The organism is Streptomyces sp. NPDC049597 (genome assembly GCF_040675505.1).
In the GTDB taxonomy this organism is placed as follows: Bacteria; Actinomycetota; Actinomycetes; order Streptomycetales; family Streptomycetaceae; genus Streptomyces.
In genome coordinates, this window is the sequence record NZ_JBFAOY010000017.1 from 1 (window position 1) to 15,270 (window position 15,270).

The 15,270-nt window shown below is 67.5% G+C and carries 14 protein-coding genes and 1 pseudogene; 10 read left to right on the forward strand and 5 right to left on the reverse strand.

Going from position 1 to position 15,270, the window contains the following annotated elements; translation table 11 throughout:
- Nucleotides 1-16: 16 nt before the first annotated feature.
- Together AB0K02_RS20080 and AB0K02_RS20085 are read left to right on the forward strand one after the other, a co-directional pair.
- Nucleotides 17-6,499, forward strand: a complete 6,483-nt coding sequence (locus tag AB0K02_RS20080; RefSeq protein ID WP_365993804.1) for a polymorphic toxin-type HINT domain-containing protein — start codon at nt 17-19, stop codon at nt 6,497-6,499.
- 13 nt (nt 6,500-6,512) lie between these two features.
- Nucleotides 6,513-7,010: an Imm21 family immunity protein gene (locus tag AB0K02_RS20085; protein ID WP_365993805.1), complete on the forward strand. Its 498-nt coding sequence runs from the start codon at nt 6,513-6,515 to the stop codon at nt 7,008-7,010.
- 284 nt (nt 7,011-7,294) lie between these two features.
- Here the strand turns inward: AB0K02_RS20085 and AB0K02_RS20090 are convergent, their stop codons facing one another.
- Both AB0K02_RS20090 and AB0K02_RS20095 read right to left on the reverse strand, forming a co-directional pair.
- Nucleotides 7,295-7,726 carry a type II toxin-antitoxin system VapC family toxin gene (locus AB0K02_RS20090; RefSeq protein WP_365993806.1) on the reverse strand — a complete coding sequence of 144 codons (432 nt, stop codon included), beginning with the start codon at nt 7,724-7,726 and terminating at the stop codon, nt 7,295-7,297.
- On the reverse strand, nt 7,723-7,953 hold the full coding sequence (locus tag AB0K02_RS20095; protein WP_365993807.1) for an antitoxin: 231 nt from the start codon (nt 7,951-7,953) through the stop codon (nt 7,723-7,725). The genes AB0K02_RS20090 and AB0K02_RS20095 overlap by 4 nt, the downstream gene beginning before the upstream one ends.
- Nucleotides 7,954-8,406: 453 nt before the next feature.
- Here AB0K02_RS20095 and AB0K02_RS20100 point away from each other — a divergent pair, with 453 nt between their 5' ends.
- Entirely contained in the window at nt 8,407-8,541 is a 135-nt protein-coding gene (locus AB0K02_RS20100; protein ID WP_365993808.1) for a hypothetical protein, read from the forward strand.
- 91 nt (nt 8,542-8,632) lie between these two features.
- Here AB0K02_RS20100 and AB0K02_RS20105 read toward each other — a convergent pair whose 3' ends face one another.
- The gene (locus tag AB0K02_RS20105) at nt 8,633-9,853 is read right to left on the reverse strand and encodes an FG-GAP-like repeat-containing protein (RefSeq protein ID WP_365993809.1); all 1,221 of its coding nucleotides are present in this window, start codon (nt 9,851-9,853) and stop codon (nt 8,633-8,635) included.
- 110 nt (nt 9,854-9,963) lie between these two features.
- Between AB0K02_RS20105 and AB0K02_RS20110 the strand changes: the two are divergent.
- The 3 genes and pseudogenes from AB0K02_RS20110 to AB0K02_RS20120 all read left to right on the forward strand — a co-directional run.
- Nucleotides 9,964-10,233: pseudogene (locus AB0K02_RS20110) on the forward strand (SMI1/KNR4 family protein); the annotation flags it as partial.
- A gap of 136 nt (nt 10,234-10,369) precedes the next feature.
- Complete coding sequence (locus tag AB0K02_RS20115; protein ID WP_365993810.1) at nt 10,370-10,501, forward strand: hypothetical protein; 132 nt, start codon at nt 10,370-10,372, stop codon at nt 10,499-10,501.
- A 59-nt stretch (nt 10,502-10,560) separates the two neighbouring features.
- Nucleotides 10,561-11,076 (forward strand): SMI1/KNR4 family protein, encoded by a 516-nt coding sequence (locus AB0K02_RS20120; RefSeq protein WP_365993811.1) that lies wholly within the window; start codon nt 10,561-10,563, stop codon nt 11,074-11,076.
- Nucleotides 11,077-11,088: 12 nt separating this feature from the next.
- Here the strand turns inward: AB0K02_RS20120 and AB0K02_RS20125 are convergent, their stop codons facing one another.
- On the reverse strand, nt 11,089-11,364 hold the full coding sequence (locus AB0K02_RS20125; RefSeq protein ID WP_365993812.1) for a DUF397 domain-containing protein: 276 nt from the start codon (nt 11,362-11,364) through the stop codon (nt 11,089-11,091).
- A gap of 1 nt (nt 11,365) precedes the next feature.
- A complete protein-coding gene (locus AB0K02_RS20130) occupies nt 11,366-12,220 on the reverse strand; it encodes a helix-turn-helix transcriptional regulator (protein ID WP_365993813.1) in 855 nt (284 codons plus the stop codon).
- 174 nt (nt 12,221-12,394) lie between these two features.
- Here AB0K02_RS20130 and AB0K02_RS20135 point away from each other — a divergent pair, with 174 nt between their 5' ends.
- The 4 genes from AB0K02_RS20135 to AB0K02_RS20150 all read left to right on the forward strand — a co-directional run bounded on the left by AB0K02_RS20135 (nt 12,395) and on the right by AB0K02_RS20150 (nt 15,142).
- Nucleotides 12,395-12,598 carry a hypothetical protein gene (locus AB0K02_RS20135; RefSeq protein WP_365993814.1) on the forward strand — a complete coding sequence of 68 codons (204 nt, stop codon included), beginning with the start codon at nt 12,395-12,397 and terminating at the stop codon, nt 12,596-12,598.
- Nucleotides 12,598-13,074 carry an ATP-binding protein gene (locus AB0K02_RS20140; RefSeq protein WP_365993929.1) on the forward strand — a complete coding sequence of 159 codons (477 nt, stop codon included), beginning with the start codon at nt 12,598-12,600 and terminating at the stop codon, nt 13,072-13,074. The genes AB0K02_RS20135 and AB0K02_RS20140 overlap by 1 nt, the downstream gene beginning before the upstream one ends.
- Nucleotides 13,075-13,200: 126 nt before the next feature.
- The gene (locus tag AB0K02_RS20145; protein WP_365993815.1) at nt 13,201-14,178 is read left to right on the forward strand and encodes a hypothetical protein; all 978 of its coding nucleotides are present in this window, start codon (nt 13,201-13,203) and stop codon (nt 14,176-14,178) included.
- 76 nt (nt 14,179-14,254) lie between these two features.
- Nucleotides 14,255-15,142, forward strand: a complete 888-nt coding sequence (locus AB0K02_RS20150) for a hypothetical protein (protein WP_365993816.1) — start codon at nt 14,255-14,257, stop codon at nt 15,140-15,142.
- Nucleotides 15,143-15,270 lie beyond the last annotated feature (128 nt).

Here is a 15,270-nt window from a genome sequence, read left to right on the forward strand (position 1 = left end):
GGTCGTCTCCGACTACGTGCCGGCGTTCAACACCGACCTGGGCCGCCACTGGTGGGACGCCACCAGCCTCACGCAGGGCTGGGTCAAGACGCCCATCAGCAACAAGGGCACCCTGATCAAGCTGAAGGACGAGTCGACCGCCGGCCCGCAGGAACGCTCCATCTTCCTGTCCTCGGCCGCACCGGACCCGCAGCTGCGGCCGCTGCTGCGCGTGATCTACGTCGACTCCACCACGGAGGACACGTACTACGCGCCCACCACCCCGGCGCGGATGACGCCGAACACCACCTACACGGTGGAGTTCACCGTCACCAACACCACCGCCACGGCGTGGGCCGCGGGTGAGCGGGAGCTGTCCTACACCTGGAAGCTTCCCGACGGCACGGACGTGACCACCGGCGGCAACCAGCTCAAGACGGCGATCCCGGCCCTGCTGCCGGGCAAGTCCGCCACCATCCAGGCCAAGGTCGCCACCCCGATCAACTCCGACTCCGGCAACAAGCGCAACGAGTACGTACTGGGCTGGGACGTCCGCAAGATCGCCGACGGCACCTGGCTCTCCGCCGGCACCGGCGGCATCCCACCGCTCAAGCAGAACGTGGCGGTCGAGGACCCGACGTCGAACACGCTGGGTCTGGAGAAGTTCTACTCGTACGCCGGAAAGAACACCGGTGCCGGGTCGACCTTCATGAACAACCTGGCGTCCGGCAACGGTGTGTGGCAGTACAACGCCATCAACAACCCGGGCCGCGGACTCAACACCTTCGCGCGCCTGGCCTACAACAGCCTGGACACCTCGGACACCGTCCTGGGTCACGGCTGGTCGGCTCAGGTCTCCGGTCCGACGCGTCTCGGCGCGCCGCTGGACTTCCACCCGAACCCCAACCCGACCGAGGTCCGGCTCCCCGACGGCGACGGCACCACGCACGTCTTCCGCTGGGACGCCACCAACAGCGTGTGGAAGGCCCCCGCGGGTGTCCACTTCAAGCTGACGGCCAAGGCCGGTCTGGACTGCAAGCCGACCAACGACCCGGTCCCCGACGCGTGGACGCTCACGCGCCCGGACGGCACGCGGTTCCTGTTCGGCTGCGACGGCTACATGACGTCGGTCGTCGACAACGACGGCAACACGCAGACGTTCACCTACGAAGAGCGCCGGTCCAACAACAAGCCGACCAAGTTCCTGACCTACATCACGGACCCGGCCGGCCGGCAGTCGCTCACCGTCGAGTACTACAAGAAGGGCGACGCGTCCTACCAGTACATCGACGCCACGGGCGCGAAGGTCAGCGGTACCAATCTGACCAACTCCAAGATCTACGACCACGTGAAGTCCATGACGGACGTCTCGGGCCGCAAGATCAATTTCTACTACACCGACAAGGGTCTGCTCGGTCAGATCATCGACGGTGAGCTCTCGACGCAGCCGAAGGTCTTCAAGTTCACCTACGACGCGACGCAGGGCAACAAGAACGTCAAGCTGGTCAAGGCGACCGACCCGCGCGGCAACGCGACCTCCCTCGCGTACTACGCGCCGCAGGTGGGCGACGACCCGAAGTACCACTGGTGGACCAAGACGATCACTGATCGCCGGAACTTCGCCACGAACTTCGCGTACAAGCCCAACGTCCTGAACACCAAGTTCACCGACACCAAGGTCACCGACGCCGAGTCGCGCGCCACGGACCACGTCCTGGACGACTTCGCGCGCCCGGTGCAGATGACGAACGCCAAGTCCCAGACCACCAAGCTCAGCTGGGACGCGGACAACAACGTCGTCTACATGGAGGCGGCCAACGGCGCCAAGACCGCGTCCTGCTACGACCCGAAGACGGGCTACCCGCTGCGGATGTGGGACGCGGAAGTCACCAAGTCCTGGACGCAGTTCAACCCCACGGACTACTGCAACCCGGCTTCCTACCCGGCCAACGCGACGAAGTTCGAGTACACGACGCGGGTCGACGGCTACTCCGCCGATCTGTGGCGCAAGACCTCGCCGCTCGGGAACATCTGGGAGTTCGGCTACGACCAGTTCGGCAACCAGACGTCGGTGACGGACCCGGAGGGCGTCGCCTCGGCGACCGCCGGTGACTACACGGCGACCACCGAGTACGACGCGTACGGCCAGCCCACCAAGCAGACCGACGCGAACGGCCACGCCACCACGTACTTCGGCTTCGGCCCGCACGGCTACCCGACGAAGATCACGGACGCGCTGAACAACTCCACGAACTTCGTCTACGACGAGCGCGGCAACACCAAGGAGGTCATCAACGCCAAGGGCGCCAAGGTCACCCAGTCCTACGACTACTTCGGCCGCCCGCTGGAGCAGAAGCAGCCGAAGGACCAGGCGGCAGGCGTCTACATCACCACCCCGGCGCCCGAGTACGACGCCAACAACAACCTGCTGAAGGTCTTCACGCCGAGCGGCGCCGAGTCGTCCTCGGTGTACGACGCGGCCGACCAGGTCACCGACTCGCTCGCGCCGAAGGACCTCACGACGGATCCCGAGCGGCGCACGACCACGACGTACGACAAGGTCGGCAACGTCAAGACCGTCACCGAGCCCAAGGGCAACCTGACGGCCACGGTCGGCGACTACACCACGACCTACACGTACGACGAGATCTACCAGCCCGTCTCGGTGGTCAACGCCAAGGGCGACAAGGTCTCCACCGAGTACGACAACGTCGGCAACGTGGTCACCGTCGTCGACCCGAAGAAGAACGCGACCGCGGACACCGCCGACTTCACCACCAAGTACACCTATGACCTGAACCACCGGGTCACGAAGACGACGGACGCGGCCGGCAAGTTCACGACGGTCGAGTACGACCTCGACGGACGCTCGCCGAAGGCGACGGACGCCGAGGGCAACACCACGGAGTCGGTCTTCGACCGGCGCGGCCTGGTCAAGGAGATCAAGGTCCCGTACTCGAAGGACGCCTCCGGTGTCATCACCTACCGGACGACCCGATTCGAGTACGACGAGGTCGGCAACCAGACGAAGGAGATCAGCCCGCGCGGCGTCGCGACCACGGACGACGCGACCGACTTCACCTCCGAGACGGTCTACGACGAGCTGAACCGGGTCAAGGAGCAGCTCCGCCCGTTCGATTCCGGTGACGCCGACTACGGCACCCCGGACAAGACCTTCTTCTTCTACGACTCGGTGGGCCAGCTGGAGCGTGTCTCGGCGCCGCCGTCGCAGGGGCAGACGGTCCGCAACGACACCCAGTACACCTACTACGACAACGGGTGGACGAAGTCCGCGAAGGACCCGTTCGAGATCACCACGTCGTACGACTACAACGCGCTCGGCCAGCAGACGAAGAACACGCTGACCTCGGCCGGCGGCTCGTCGCAGCGCACGATGACGTGGGACTTCTACCCTTCGGGCAACCAGAAGGCCCGTTCCGACGACGGCATCCCGGTCGGCAACCACGTCGTGGTCGTCGACTCCACCGACGTCAACAACACGGCGACTCAGGGCAGCTGGAACGCCTCCCAGGCCATGGGCCAGTGGGGCTACGACGTCCGTACGCACCCGAAGGGACTCGGCCTCGATTCCTTCACCTGGCAGCTCAACATCCCGCAGGACGGCACGTACGAGGTCTTCGTCCGGCACGGTGACGTGACCGGCGCGGCGACCAACGCCCCGTTCAAGATCACCCACGCGGGCGGCGAGGTCACCAAGCCGGTGAACCAGACCACCCGTTCCGGTGAGTGGGTCTCGCTGGGCTCGTACTCCTTCACGGAGTCCGGCACTCAGAAGGTCACGCTGTCCGACCTGGCCGACGGCACGGTCGTCGCCGACGGTCTGAAGCTCGTCCGCTCCAACACGGGCGAGACCGACAACGAGAAGAAGGACTTCACCTACCGGTACGACGTCAACGGCCTGCTGGCCGAGGTCAAGGACCTCTCGCCGGGCGCGAAGGCCGACGCGTACACGATGACCTACGACGAGCTCAACCAGCTCACGAAGGTCGAGGAGAAGCTCGGCACGACGGTCAAGAACACGACCGCGCTGGCCTACGACGTCAACGGCAACCCGGTCGAGACCACGCACGACGTGACGTGGTCGAAGGCCGAGTACGACATCCGCGACATGATCAACAAGATCACGAACGCGGACTCGCCGACGGCGGGCAACCAGCAGATCACCACCTTCACCTACACCGACCGCGGTCAGCCGCTGAAGCAGACGAAGCCGAACGGGAACACCGTCGACTACGCGTACTGGCTCAACGGCGCGGTCAAGTCGCAGGTGGAGAAGAAGAGCGGCGGCACCCTCGTCGCCTCGCACGACCTGGAGTACGACCCGAACGGGAACCGCTCCAAGGACACGTCCAAGGTCATGAACGCCGACAACGCGGCGGACTACCTGGACACCGTCTCGACGTTCGCCTACGACCCGCAGGACCGCATCAAGACGGTCACCAAGACCGGTGACGCGGCGGGCACCGAGACGTACAAGTACGACGGCAACTCCAACATCGTCGAGCAGACGGTGGGCGGGGTCCCGTCTACGTCGACGTACGACCGCAACCGTCTGCTGAAGACGTCCGCGGGCGGTGTCGCGTCCACGTACAACTACGACCCGCTGGGCCGCCTGGACACGGTGTCGTCGAACGGGTCGGTTCAGGAGAAGTACACCTACGACGGCTTCGACCGGATCGCCAAGCACACGGCGGGCACGGGTGCGTCGGCGAAGACGACGTCGTACGTGTATGACGCGTTCGACCGCACGGCGCAGGAGACCACGTCCGGGACGGGCGGGAAGACGACGCTCTTCACGTACCTGGGCATGGAGTCGAAGGTGCTGCGGGAGGAGGTCGCCGGCAAGGCGACCAAGTCCTACCAGTACTCGCCGTGGGGCCAGAAGCTGACCCAGATCAAGCACAACTCGGATGCGACGAAGGAGTACTCGCAGTTCCTCTACCACCCCAAGGGTGACGTGGAGGCGATCACCAAGGACGACGGCAACACCAGGGCGACGTACGGGTATTCGGCGTACGGCTCCGACGACGAGAAGCAGTTCACCGGCGCGGACAAGCCGGACGCTTCGAACCCGGACAAGGAGCAGTACAACGACTACCGCTACAACGCGGCACGTCACGACGACGGCTCCGGCACCTATGACATGGGCTTCCGGAACTACGACCCGGGCCTCAACCGGTTCCTGACGCGTGACATGTACGGCGGCGCGCTGGACGACATGGGCCTGGCGACGGACCCGTACACGGGCAACCGCTACGCGTTCGCCGGCGGCAACCCGATCTCCTTCGTGGAGCTCGACGGCCACCTCTTCGGCATCGACATCTCCCTCTCGGACGTGGGCCACGCGGCCCTGGACGTGGCGGGCATGGTGCCGGTGATCGGTGAGGTAGCGGACGTCGCGAACGGCGTGTGGTACGCAGCTGAGGGCAACTACGAGGACGCGGCGCTGTCGATGGCGGCGGCGATCCCGGGCATCGGCGCGGCGGCGACGGCGGCCAAGTACGCGAAGAAGGGCGCGAAGGCCGCGGACGCGATCAAGGGCAGCAACAAGGCGTCCAATGCCAAGCCGAAGCACAAGAAGCCTCAGGACGAGACGAAGGCACAGCCCAAGTCCAAGCCCAAGCACAAGAAGGAGTCCAAGCCCAAGGACGGCGAGAGGGGGTCCTGTAAGAAGCCTGCGACGCAGAACAGCTTCGTGCCTGGCACCAAGGTCCTGATGGTCGACGGGTCCACGAAGAACATCGAGGACCTCAAGCAGGGCGAGTACGTTGTGGCCTCCGACCCGGAGACCGGCGAACTGCAGGCCCGCAAGGTGACCGACACCATCACCGGTGATGGTGTCAAGCACCTGGTCACTCTCACCATCGACCCCGATGGCAAGGAGGGTGGCGCCGAGCCCACCACCGTTACTGCGACGGACGAGCACCCCTTCTGGCTGCCTGACTTCGGCACGTGGGCCGATGCGGGTGAACTCGAGCCCGGCATGTGGCTCCAGACGGCTTCCGGTGTCTGGGCGCAGGTCACAGCAGTGGATGAGACACACCGCACGCAGCGCGTCCACAACATCACCGTGGAAGGCCAGCACACGTACTACGTGATGGCCGGCGATGCGCCGGTTCTGGTGCACAATGCCAAGAAGAAGAAGGACCGGTCCGATCCCGAAGTCGTCTGTCCCATCGGTCCCTACGCGGCCGAATCGATCCCGGCGAAGAGCAAGTCGCAGAAGTTCGACGAATCTCCGGGCGGGGAAAGGGACCAGATCAACGAGATCGGCAGCCGATTCGGGTGCCATACCTGCGGAATCATCTTCCCCTTCGGCTCGAAGAAGGGGTACGTTCCTGACCATCAGCCCATCAGTTCTTGGGTGCCCGACGGTTTCCCGCAGCGGCTTTATCCGCAGTGCCTCAAGTGCAGCAGGGAACAGGCTGGATGGGCGAGGCAGTTGGCGCCTATCATGAGGCCGATCTACGATCGAATCGCCAAGGAACTCGGATATTAGGAGGAAGTACGTCATGGGCCTCGCATGGATTGAGTCGGAGGGCGGACCGGTGATCGTCGTGGAGGAATCGCTGAGGCGCCTCTGGGGTGGTTACACGAATTCCGACTACGACAACGCCTGTGAGGTCGATGGCTACACCGGGATGGTGCCGTTCGGAGAGCCGTCAGCACCCTCCCCGGCGTTGGCGATCAACGATATTCCCGCTCCGACAACCTATATGGACGAGTTCCATGCCATTGTTCAGTGGATCGCGGCTCCCAGTGATTCTCGACTCGTCGAGGTCGTGCGTGGGGGCATCGATTTCGTGAACGAGTGGGAGGACGGCCCGGTCGTGCAGGTGAACGGCCGACTGGCCATGTTCGACGCGGCACTGCCCGGGACGGACGCCCGCGCGGACGAACTTCTGTTGGTGGACGTCGAGCCCGCGGTCTATCGACTGAGGACCGCGGACATCGAGTCGGACACGGGCACCTGCGCGCGAGTCCACAAACTCGATCGGGTGATCGAGTGAGTTGCGCGTCGCAGCCGTGCATCGGTGCCGGTCGGGATCGTTAGCGTCACAGTGATGGAACGGGAAGCCCCGCCGGTCTCCGGCGGGGCTTTTCCCTGTCCGTGGCTCCCTCAAGACCTGGCTCTTACCGGAGGACCTGCGGCAAGCCCCTGTTGGATGAACCCGGCTCCAACTAGTTCAATGACCGCCTCATGGCTTACGCCTTGACGGAATGGCACGGAATACCTTGGGACGAGACATCAGGGTTCCGTTCCTGAAGTCTGTGGCGGAGGTGGTGGGGTGGTTCAGCCGCTCTCTGCCCGGGGCAGCGTCCTCTCGTTGAACACCTCGACCGCGCACTTCGCCTGCTTCGCCCGCGCGCCGTCCTTGATCCGCCCGTCGCTGGTCACGAGCGGCACGTCGAACCCTTCGGCCAGAGCCACGTAAGTGGCGTCGTAAGCAGACAGGTTGGCGAAGAGATCTCGCACCCGGGGCAGCAAAGGTACGTGCTCAAGGCGTCGGATCGGCAGGTCGTCGAACGCGGCAAGTGCGTCTTCCAGCTCTTGGTCCGTCAGCTTGCCACCGCGATGGCGTCCCAGCAGTGCCGACGTCACCTCGATGTCGACCAGGTAGGGAGCGAGCAGTCGCTCGCCCTGGACGCGGTCGCGCAGCGCTTCTCCCACAGGTCCCGCGTCGGCCAGCAGCATCACCAGCGCCCCCGCGTCGATGGCGATCACTCGTGACGCCTTCCGCCGTCGATCTCCTGGAGCACCTCGTCCGTGGAAAGGCGTGCTGTGGCGCGTTCGCGGATGCGGGCCACCACGTCTTCGAGGGCGGGGGTGGCCGCCTCCTGTTCGAGGAGGGACCGAGCGTACGCCTGTAGCGACTGGTGGCTGCGGGCCGCCCGTACCTTCAGCTCCGTGATGACTTCCTCGGGCAGGTCCCGTACATAGAGAGTGGCCATGCAACAAAAATAGTCGCATTGCTTGCATTATGCAAGCGCGATCGTGGAGGTAGAGGCGTTCTCGTTCCCCAGGCCCGTCGTCCATCAGCGCGCCCGCCCCGTACAGCCGCTCGGCCTGCGTCTTTGGGCGGGAGAGCGCGCTTGTGGCTGCGCGGGGGTCTGCGCAGTGGGTCTGTACGCCGTGGCGCTGTGCATGCTGGCCCTCGCCCTTCCTGCCGTAGGCGTCGAGACGACCCCGACGAGCGACCCGGACACGGCCGCCGGCGCCTTCTTCTGTCTGGTCCTGTCGGCGGTGTTTCTCGCCGCCACGGCGGCCGTGGCGCGCAGGTGGCGCAGCGCCTGGGTGCTGTGTCTCGTGCACCTGGGGCTCATTGGTGGTCGTCTGGACGCAGGTGCCGAGCCCGTTCGTCGCGCCGCATGTTCCGTGAACGGCGGGACGCAGGACGGCTGTCAGTGCCCATCTCTAAGGTCGTGCCGGTCTCACAGGTCACCGGGAGGGGCGCGCGATGGCATGTCTTCGAGGAACGGCACGGCGGTGACGAGCCGGAGCCGACCCGCCTGGGCTTCTTCGGCTACTCGGGCGACTAGGACGCGGCCGGCCGAGGCGCGGCCTGGCCCGCGCATGACGAAAGGGCCTCCGCCCGGAAGCGGAGGCCCTTTCCCTGGAGGAGCCGTTGGATCAGAGGAAGCCGTTCAGGTTCCACCAGTCGTCGCCCGTCTCCACGCGCGGTGCCAGCGCGCCGGTGCCGCGGCCCGGGTACACCAGCTGGCAGCCGACGCCACGACACGATTCGCCGACATAGCTGCTCTTGGTGGAGGTGACGAGGTCGCTGTGGCCGTCGCCGGTGACATCGCCCAGGCCCAGGAGCGTGTCCATGACGTTCCAGCCGCCGTTGCCGATCAGTACACGGGACCCGAGAGCCCCGGTCCTGCCCGGGTACAGGTACAGGTAGCCGGTGGAGGCCTGGCGCGCGATCAGGTCGGGGCGGCCGTCACTGTTCATGTCACCGGCCCCGACCAGGGCGTTCATGCCGTTCCAGCCGCTGGTGCCGATGAGCTTGCGCGCACCGAGGGTGCTGGCGCCCGTGCCGGGGTACAGCCACAGCTTGCCCGTGGACTTCTCGACGGCCAGCACGTCCGAGCGGCCGTCGCCGGAGAGGTCTCCGTAGGCGACGATCCGGCTCATGGCGTTCCAGCCGCCGGTGCCCATGAGCTTGCGCGTACCGAGGCTGCCGGTGCCGGCACCCGGGTACAGCCACAGCTTCCCGGTGGACGCCTCGCGGGCGATCACGTCCTCGCGGCCGTCACCGCTGAAGTCGCCGTGCCGGGCCAGGGCGTTCATGGCGTTCCAGCCGCCGGTGCCGACCAGCCTCCCGGTGCCGTCGCCGGGCAGGAACCACAGACGGCCCGCCTTGTCCCGGACGAGGACGTCGGCCCGGAGGTCGGCGTTCATGTCACCGAAGCCCGCCGCCTGGGGCGCGGTCGTGGCGTACCACTGCGGGTAGGGCGGGAGGATGCACTCCCGCTCGGTGGGGACGAACCTCACCGAGCTGATGGACGGAGCCGAGTGGCCCCATTCGGTTCCCGCGGGGTCGGGTGCCCAGATGTCGACGCCGCCGGCCTGGCCGTAGTTCGGGTCCTGGTGCAGGCAGACGAACTTGGAGGTGTGGTTCACGACGGTCTGGAACGTGTTGTCCCAGGTCCCGAGCGTCGCCTTGTTCGTGTTCGTCTTGAACATGGTGCCTGTGCCGTTGTCGCTCTTCCAGGCACAGAAATAGCCCGACGGGCAGTCGCTGATCGCGGCCTGTGCGGGCGCCGCGCCCGCGCCGAGGAGCCCGAGCGAGGTGAGCCCCAGCGTCGTGGCCATCGCGGCCAGGCGCCGAAGCAGAGATACGCGCATTCTTCCCTCCCTGATGCGGCGCGGAGAGACGCTCGACGCGCCGCGAGAGGAAGATACCGTGCCGTCGTGATCACGCCATCGCGGGCGTCTCCGTACCGGGGCGCCCTGACCTCAGCGCCTACCCGGGTACGCTTGCCGACCCGCTGGAGACGCCCAGCTGACCGGTCTCGAGTACCTGGACCTCGCGCCCGAGGAGTGGCGCGTCCTGCTCGACGCCGACGCCGTTCCGCGCGGTCTGTCCGCCGCTGCCATCGAGGTGCAGGGCCGTCGGCACCCGCTCCCGATCATGGCCCTCGCCAACGAACTGCTCACCCTGTGGGGGCCGTCCCCTGATCACCCACACGGTCCTCGAAGGCCACTTGGACACGGCGCGGCCGTAGGCGACCGGAGTCGAAGACGTCAGGCGGTGGCGGTGCTCCGCCTGCGTGTGTGACGTTTTTCCGGGTCTGGGCGCAGTAGCGGGTGAGCCGACTGGTCATCGCGCGGAAACAGACCGCACGATGCCATGGGGGCGTCATGGGAAGTCAGTTCTGGCGAACGATCCAGATGGCGATCGAGCAGGACAACTGGACGGCTCGGCTGGTCGTCGTCCTCTTCACGACCGCGGCGACCGCGATCGTGGCGTACGCGATCAGCGCCGGCAGGTAGTACGCATCGGCGCGGGCCCGGCCCGCCCGATCGCGGAACACCATCGACGGGAGCGAAGCATGGCCAGTCTTGAGGACATCAGGGCGCTGCTGGGTGATCCGCGGTTCGGGTGGTCCGACCCGGCTCCCTGGCACCGGCTCGAGGCAGAGCTCGGGATCGTGTTTCCGGACGACTTCCGTGAGTTCTGCGACGCCTACGGGCCGGTGCGGATCAACAATCAGGTGCACACGACTCATCCGAGTGTGGCGCGAGGAAACCTCGGACAGCTGATCAGGTCGGACATGGAGGCCTGGGCGCACGCGCCGGAGGACATGGTCACCCAGCCGGTGGGTACGGCCCCGGGGGAGCTGTTCCCCTGGGGGTCTGCCGCATCGGGGGAGACCATGTTCTTCCGGGTCCCCAAGGACGCGTCCGAGGCATGGTCGGTCTTCGTCTACGAGAGCGACGAAGGGGAGTTCCTGGAGTACGCCATGTCGTTCGGCGACTGGATGCTGGCGTATCTGAGGGGCGAGGACGTGGGCGTCTGCTCGCGCACCTTCGCTCCGGAGGGTCCCTTCTTCCAGCCCCTCGGCTGACCTGCCCTCGGCTTACGCAGTCCCGACGGCCCTGTCTTTCAAGGCGCTGACGAACGACGTCCAGGCCGGGGCCGGGACGGTGAGGACCGGGCCGCTCGGGACCTTGGAGTCGCGGACGGGGACGACGCCTGTGTGGGCGTCGCACACCTCGACGCAGTCGCCGCCGCTGCCGTTGCTGTACGTGCTCTTGCGCCACTGGGCGGCGCCGGGGAAAGCCTCGGCGACCTCGACGCAGTCCCCGCCGTCACCGTTGCTGTAGGTGCTCTTGCGCCATGCAGCGGTGCTCAAGTCAATCCCGTTGCTTGCCATGTCGGTCATCCTCAGCCGCTTGCTCGATCAGGGCGAGGGACGCCTCCGGCGGCAGTGCGGCGGCCCTGAGCCGATCGTATGCCTTGCGGTACTGCTTCACGAGGGCCGGATCATCGACTGTGTCCCCGCTGTACTGAGACTCCAAGTAGACCAGCGGCGGGGCATCGACAAAGGCCATGACCTTGGCCATGCCCATCATGAGGGGATGCGGTCCGCAGTTCGCCGGAAGGATCTGGGGAACGATCCGACGGCGGCGCGCCAGAGCCGCGATGCGTTCCCACTGCTCGGCCGTCTTCTCCGGCGGGAGGATCGGCTGGCGCAGCAGGGACTCGGGCAGGATCGCCCAATACTCCGGGGTCTTGTGGTCGTCCTCGAAGAGGTGGGCCCGCGCCATCCGGGCGCTGACCTTTTCCTCCACCTCCTCGTCGGGGGCCAACGGGTGCGCCGACCGCACGACCGCCCGCGCGTATGCGTCCGTCTGCAACAGCCCCGGGATCAGGGTCGGACACCACTCCTCGATGGTCTCCGCGTGCTTCTCCGCCTCCAGCACCCGTTCGAAGTAGCTCGCGTGACCCCGCCGCTTCGCCTTCCGCACGTCCTCGCAGCGGCGCTTGAAGAAGCCGTCCGTGCCGAGCACGGTGTCGACGTGCTCGGCCAGTTCCGCCGGCATCCGGCGCGTGCCGCGTTCGATCTCGCTGAGGTGGCTGGGGCCGTAGAAGCTGCCCTCGACCAGTTGCTGGAGGGTCAGGCCCGCCTCCTCCCGTTTCCAGCGCAACTCGCTGCCGTAGAAGGTCGGGACGCTCGCCGAGCCGTCGATGTCCTTGCGCTGCCCCATCGTCCACCGTCCCTGGTGCCGTTTACCGCCCGGTTCCCGGCGTTCCCCGGCCCGTACCAACTGCGCCGTGCATCCGTGCAGTTCAGAGCCGGAAGCCTGAACACTTTTCAACCTACGCGCATGGTGGGCAGTGTGTGAGTGATTCGTCACAGAGCGCACTGGAAGGTGTGACCCATGCACGACCAGCCCGACGCCCAGACCTGCGCCGAGGAACTGAGGGCCGCCCTCGCCGCACACGGCATCACGCTGCCGTCCCTCGGCGTCGACCTGCCGACCTTCGCCGCTCGCTACCCGAACCGGCCGCTCGTCGCGCTCGGCAACTGCAACCTGCTGACGGCCCGCGCGCTGGTCGCCGCCCTCCGCAAGGGGGTGGCGTGATGCGACGGCCCCTGACGCTGGAGCTGCTCGCCACCCCGAAGGCCGTTGCCGGGGTGCGCAGCTCCCTGCGGGCGTACATGGGCGGTCCCTGCGCCGATCTCCAGCTGTGCGCGAGCGAGTTGCTGACGAACGTCGTCCGGCATCTCGGTGAGGGCGTGCCCGTGACCGTTCGGGTGGGCTGTGAGCAGGGCCGTACGCGCCTGGAGGTCACGGACCCCGACCCGCGTGCCCTGCCCGTCCTGTGCGAGGCCGCCGATGACGACGAGTCGGGCCGGGGTCTTGCGCTGCTCGACGCGCTGACCCTGCGGTGGGGTGTGGAACAGGGGCCCGGCAGCAAGACCGTGTGGTGCGAGCTGGCGACGTGGCAGTCGTCGAGGTCCGCGCCGGACAGCAGCTCCCCGCCCTCCTCGTCATGGGTGCGGGTGGTAGAGGTGCCCGGGCCGGAACAGCCTCTCGTCGAGGAGTTCGGGCGGTGAGCGAGGGGGCCGCCGTCGTGACCGGGTATCCAGGTGGGAGCAGGTCTGGGCTGGTCGGCACCCCGATCGATGTCATCGCCTGCTCCGCCGAGGTCGATGTCGGTGCCGTCAGCTTCACTTGACGGCATGGATGAAGGAGAGGCACTCGGCCGGGACGACCTGCTTTCGGTGGTCCACCGGCTGACCGCCGCCCCCGGTGCGGGCGACCTCGTGTGCCAGAGGACGGGGCACCCGGCGGGGCACGTGTGTCTGTCGCCGTCGGCGGAGATCGGTCTCGCCGCGCTCCAGGAGGCGCTCGGCGGGCGGTACGGGCAGCAGCGCAACCTCGCCATGGGCGGGCACGCCGACCCGACCGTGACCGTGCGGACCGGGCTTCCGCTTCTTGCCCCGTTCGGCGACCGGATCGTGGAGATGCGCGGCTGGGCGTACGGGGGGAGTTGGATCGGCTGCGGCGTCGCGCGTACCGACGGGGGCGGTGACGGCGTCCGGCTCGTGGTGCTGGTCGCGGAACGGGAGGACCCGGCCGCGGACATGGCGGACGAGACCTCCTGGGTGGAGGGGGTCGTCGCCGTCACGGGGTGGGACACGAGCCGTGTGCGCACGGTCGACTGGGCAGGGGTCGAGGCCCGGCTCGGGACCGCGCTGCCCGGCGACTACAAGCGGCTGGTCGAGATCTTCGGGGCCGGCGCCTTCGACGGGTTCCTCCAGCTCCAGATCCCGGACGCCTCGTCCGAGAGCGGGGACATCGTCCGGCACACCGAGTGGCTGGGGGAGTGGGCCCGGACGCACGGTGGCCGGCTGTGGGAGCCGTACGAGGTGTACCCGGCGCCCGGCGGGCTGCTGAGGTGGGGGACATCGGAGCAGGCCCAGTTCTACTGGCTCACCGAGGGACCCGACCCGGACACGTGGCCGGTCCTCGTGACGGAGGACATCCCCGACTCCTGGGTGCGGTTCGACGGGACGACCGCCGAGTTCGTCCGCCGCATGCTCACCGAGCGGGAGCACCCGTTCTCGACGGCTCGTTACTTCGACATCCACTGGTTCGAGAGCCACGAGCCCGGGCCGGAGGACGGGCTGGTGGGCCCGGCGGTATGCGAAGAATGACCGGTGGCGTGATCACAGGGGCATCGCTGCTGTACAGTCCGCGCGCCCGCCCCGCCGTGACGTAAGGAACCGCTCCATGCGAACTCGACTCGGATACGCCGCCGCGCTCGTTCTTCCGCTCGCGCTCTCGCTGGCCGCCTGCGGCACGACGCAGGACGGCGGGGCGGCGGAGCCGGCCGCGGTGGACAGTCCCGAGGCCAAGCAGTCCGACCCGGCGGCCGCACCGCCCGCCGCGCCCGAGTCCCCCGAGGACTACCTGGACCTCGCCGAGAAGGCCATGAGGGACGAGAGCGGCTGGACGTTCTCCGTGGAGGGCGAGGAGGGCCTGACGCTCCAGGGGCAGCAGAGCTCCGCCACCTACGAGGGCACGGTCCGGCGCGGCATGAAGCCTGCGGCGCTGCACACGCAGGGTGTCAGCACCAGCAGCAAGGGGACGAAGAAGAGCGAGGAGCTCTATGTCGTCGGCGAGAAGGGGTACCTGAAGGAGGGCGGGGCCGCCTGGAAGGCCGTCTCCCCGGCCGACCCCGAGATGCGGAACAAGGCCGAGGACCCGGTCGCGGTCGTCCAGGAGTTCCGGATCTACGCGCAGGCCGCCGGCGGCGACGTGAAGGTGACCGAGACGGACGGCGGCGGCACGGTCGAACTCCGTGTCGTGAGCGGCAGGCAGAAGCTGAGCGCCGTCCAGGGCCGGGCGTGGGCGAAGAAGGCGAAGCGGGAGTTCGACCCCACGGCCGCCCAGCTCCGCAAGGCGGGCATCCCCGTCCAGGACGGGCAGTTGACGCTCTCCGGCCTGGAGGAGGTGCTGGTGCTGGACGCGAAGACGTACCGGATCAAGAGCCACCGCCTCGACTTCGGCTTCCTGGTTCCGTACAACGGCCAGGACATCGCCTTCGAGCAGCGGGTCACCGAGGAGAACCAGGGCACGTACGAGGGGAAGATCGAGCTCCCGGCGGGCGTGCGCTGACGTGGAGACCGTTCCCCTGACGGGAGAGCGGGGGCTGCGCGTGCTCGACCGGGAAGCGGAACTGGTCTTCCCCGACGCGGGCTTCAGTGTGCTGACCGCACGGGACGGCGACGGCCTGCCCGCGACGG

Bases quoted from the DNA above. Each gene is read 5' to 3' on its own strand.
- AB0K02_RS20085 (WP_365993805.1), top strand. From the start codon at position 6,513: ATGGGCCTCGCATGGATTGAGTCGGAGGGCGGACCGGTGATCGTCGTG.
- AB0K02_RS20095 (WP_365993807.1), bottom strand. From the start codon at position 7,953: ATGGCCACTCTCTATGTACGGGACCTGCCCGAGGAAGTCATCACGGAG.
- AB0K02_RS20105 (WP_365993809.1), bottom strand. From the start codon at position 9,853: ATGCGCGTATCTCTGCTTCGGCGCCTGGCCGCGATGGCCACGACGCTG.
- AB0K02_RS20115 (WP_365993810.1), top strand. From the start codon at position 10,370: ATGGGAAGTCAGTTCTGGCGAACGATCCAGATGGCGATCGAGCAGGAC.
- AB0K02_RS20120 (WP_365993811.1), top strand. From the start codon at position 10,561: ATGGCCAGTCTTGAGGACATCAGGGCGCTGCTGGGTGATCCGCGGTTC.
- AB0K02_RS20130 (WP_365993813.1), bottom strand. From the start codon at position 12,220: ATGGGGCAGCGCAAGGACATCGACGGCTCGGCGAGCGTCCCGACCTTC.
- AB0K02_RS20135 (WP_365993814.1), top strand. From the start codon at position 12,395: ATGCACGACCAGCCCGACGCCCAGACCTGCGCCGAGGAACTGAGGGCC.
- AB0K02_RS20140 (WP_365993929.1), top strand. From the start codon at position 12,598: ATGCGACGGCCCCTGACGCTGGAGCTGCTCGCCACCCCGAAGGCCGTT.
- AB0K02_RS20145 (WP_365993815.1), top strand. From the start codon at position 13,201: ATGGATGAAGGAGAGGCACTCGGCCGGGACGACCTGCTTTCGGTGGTC.
- AB0K02_RS20150 (WP_365993816.1), top strand. From the start codon at position 14,255: ATGCGAACTCGACTCGGATACGCCGCCGCGCTCGTTCTTCCGCTCGCG.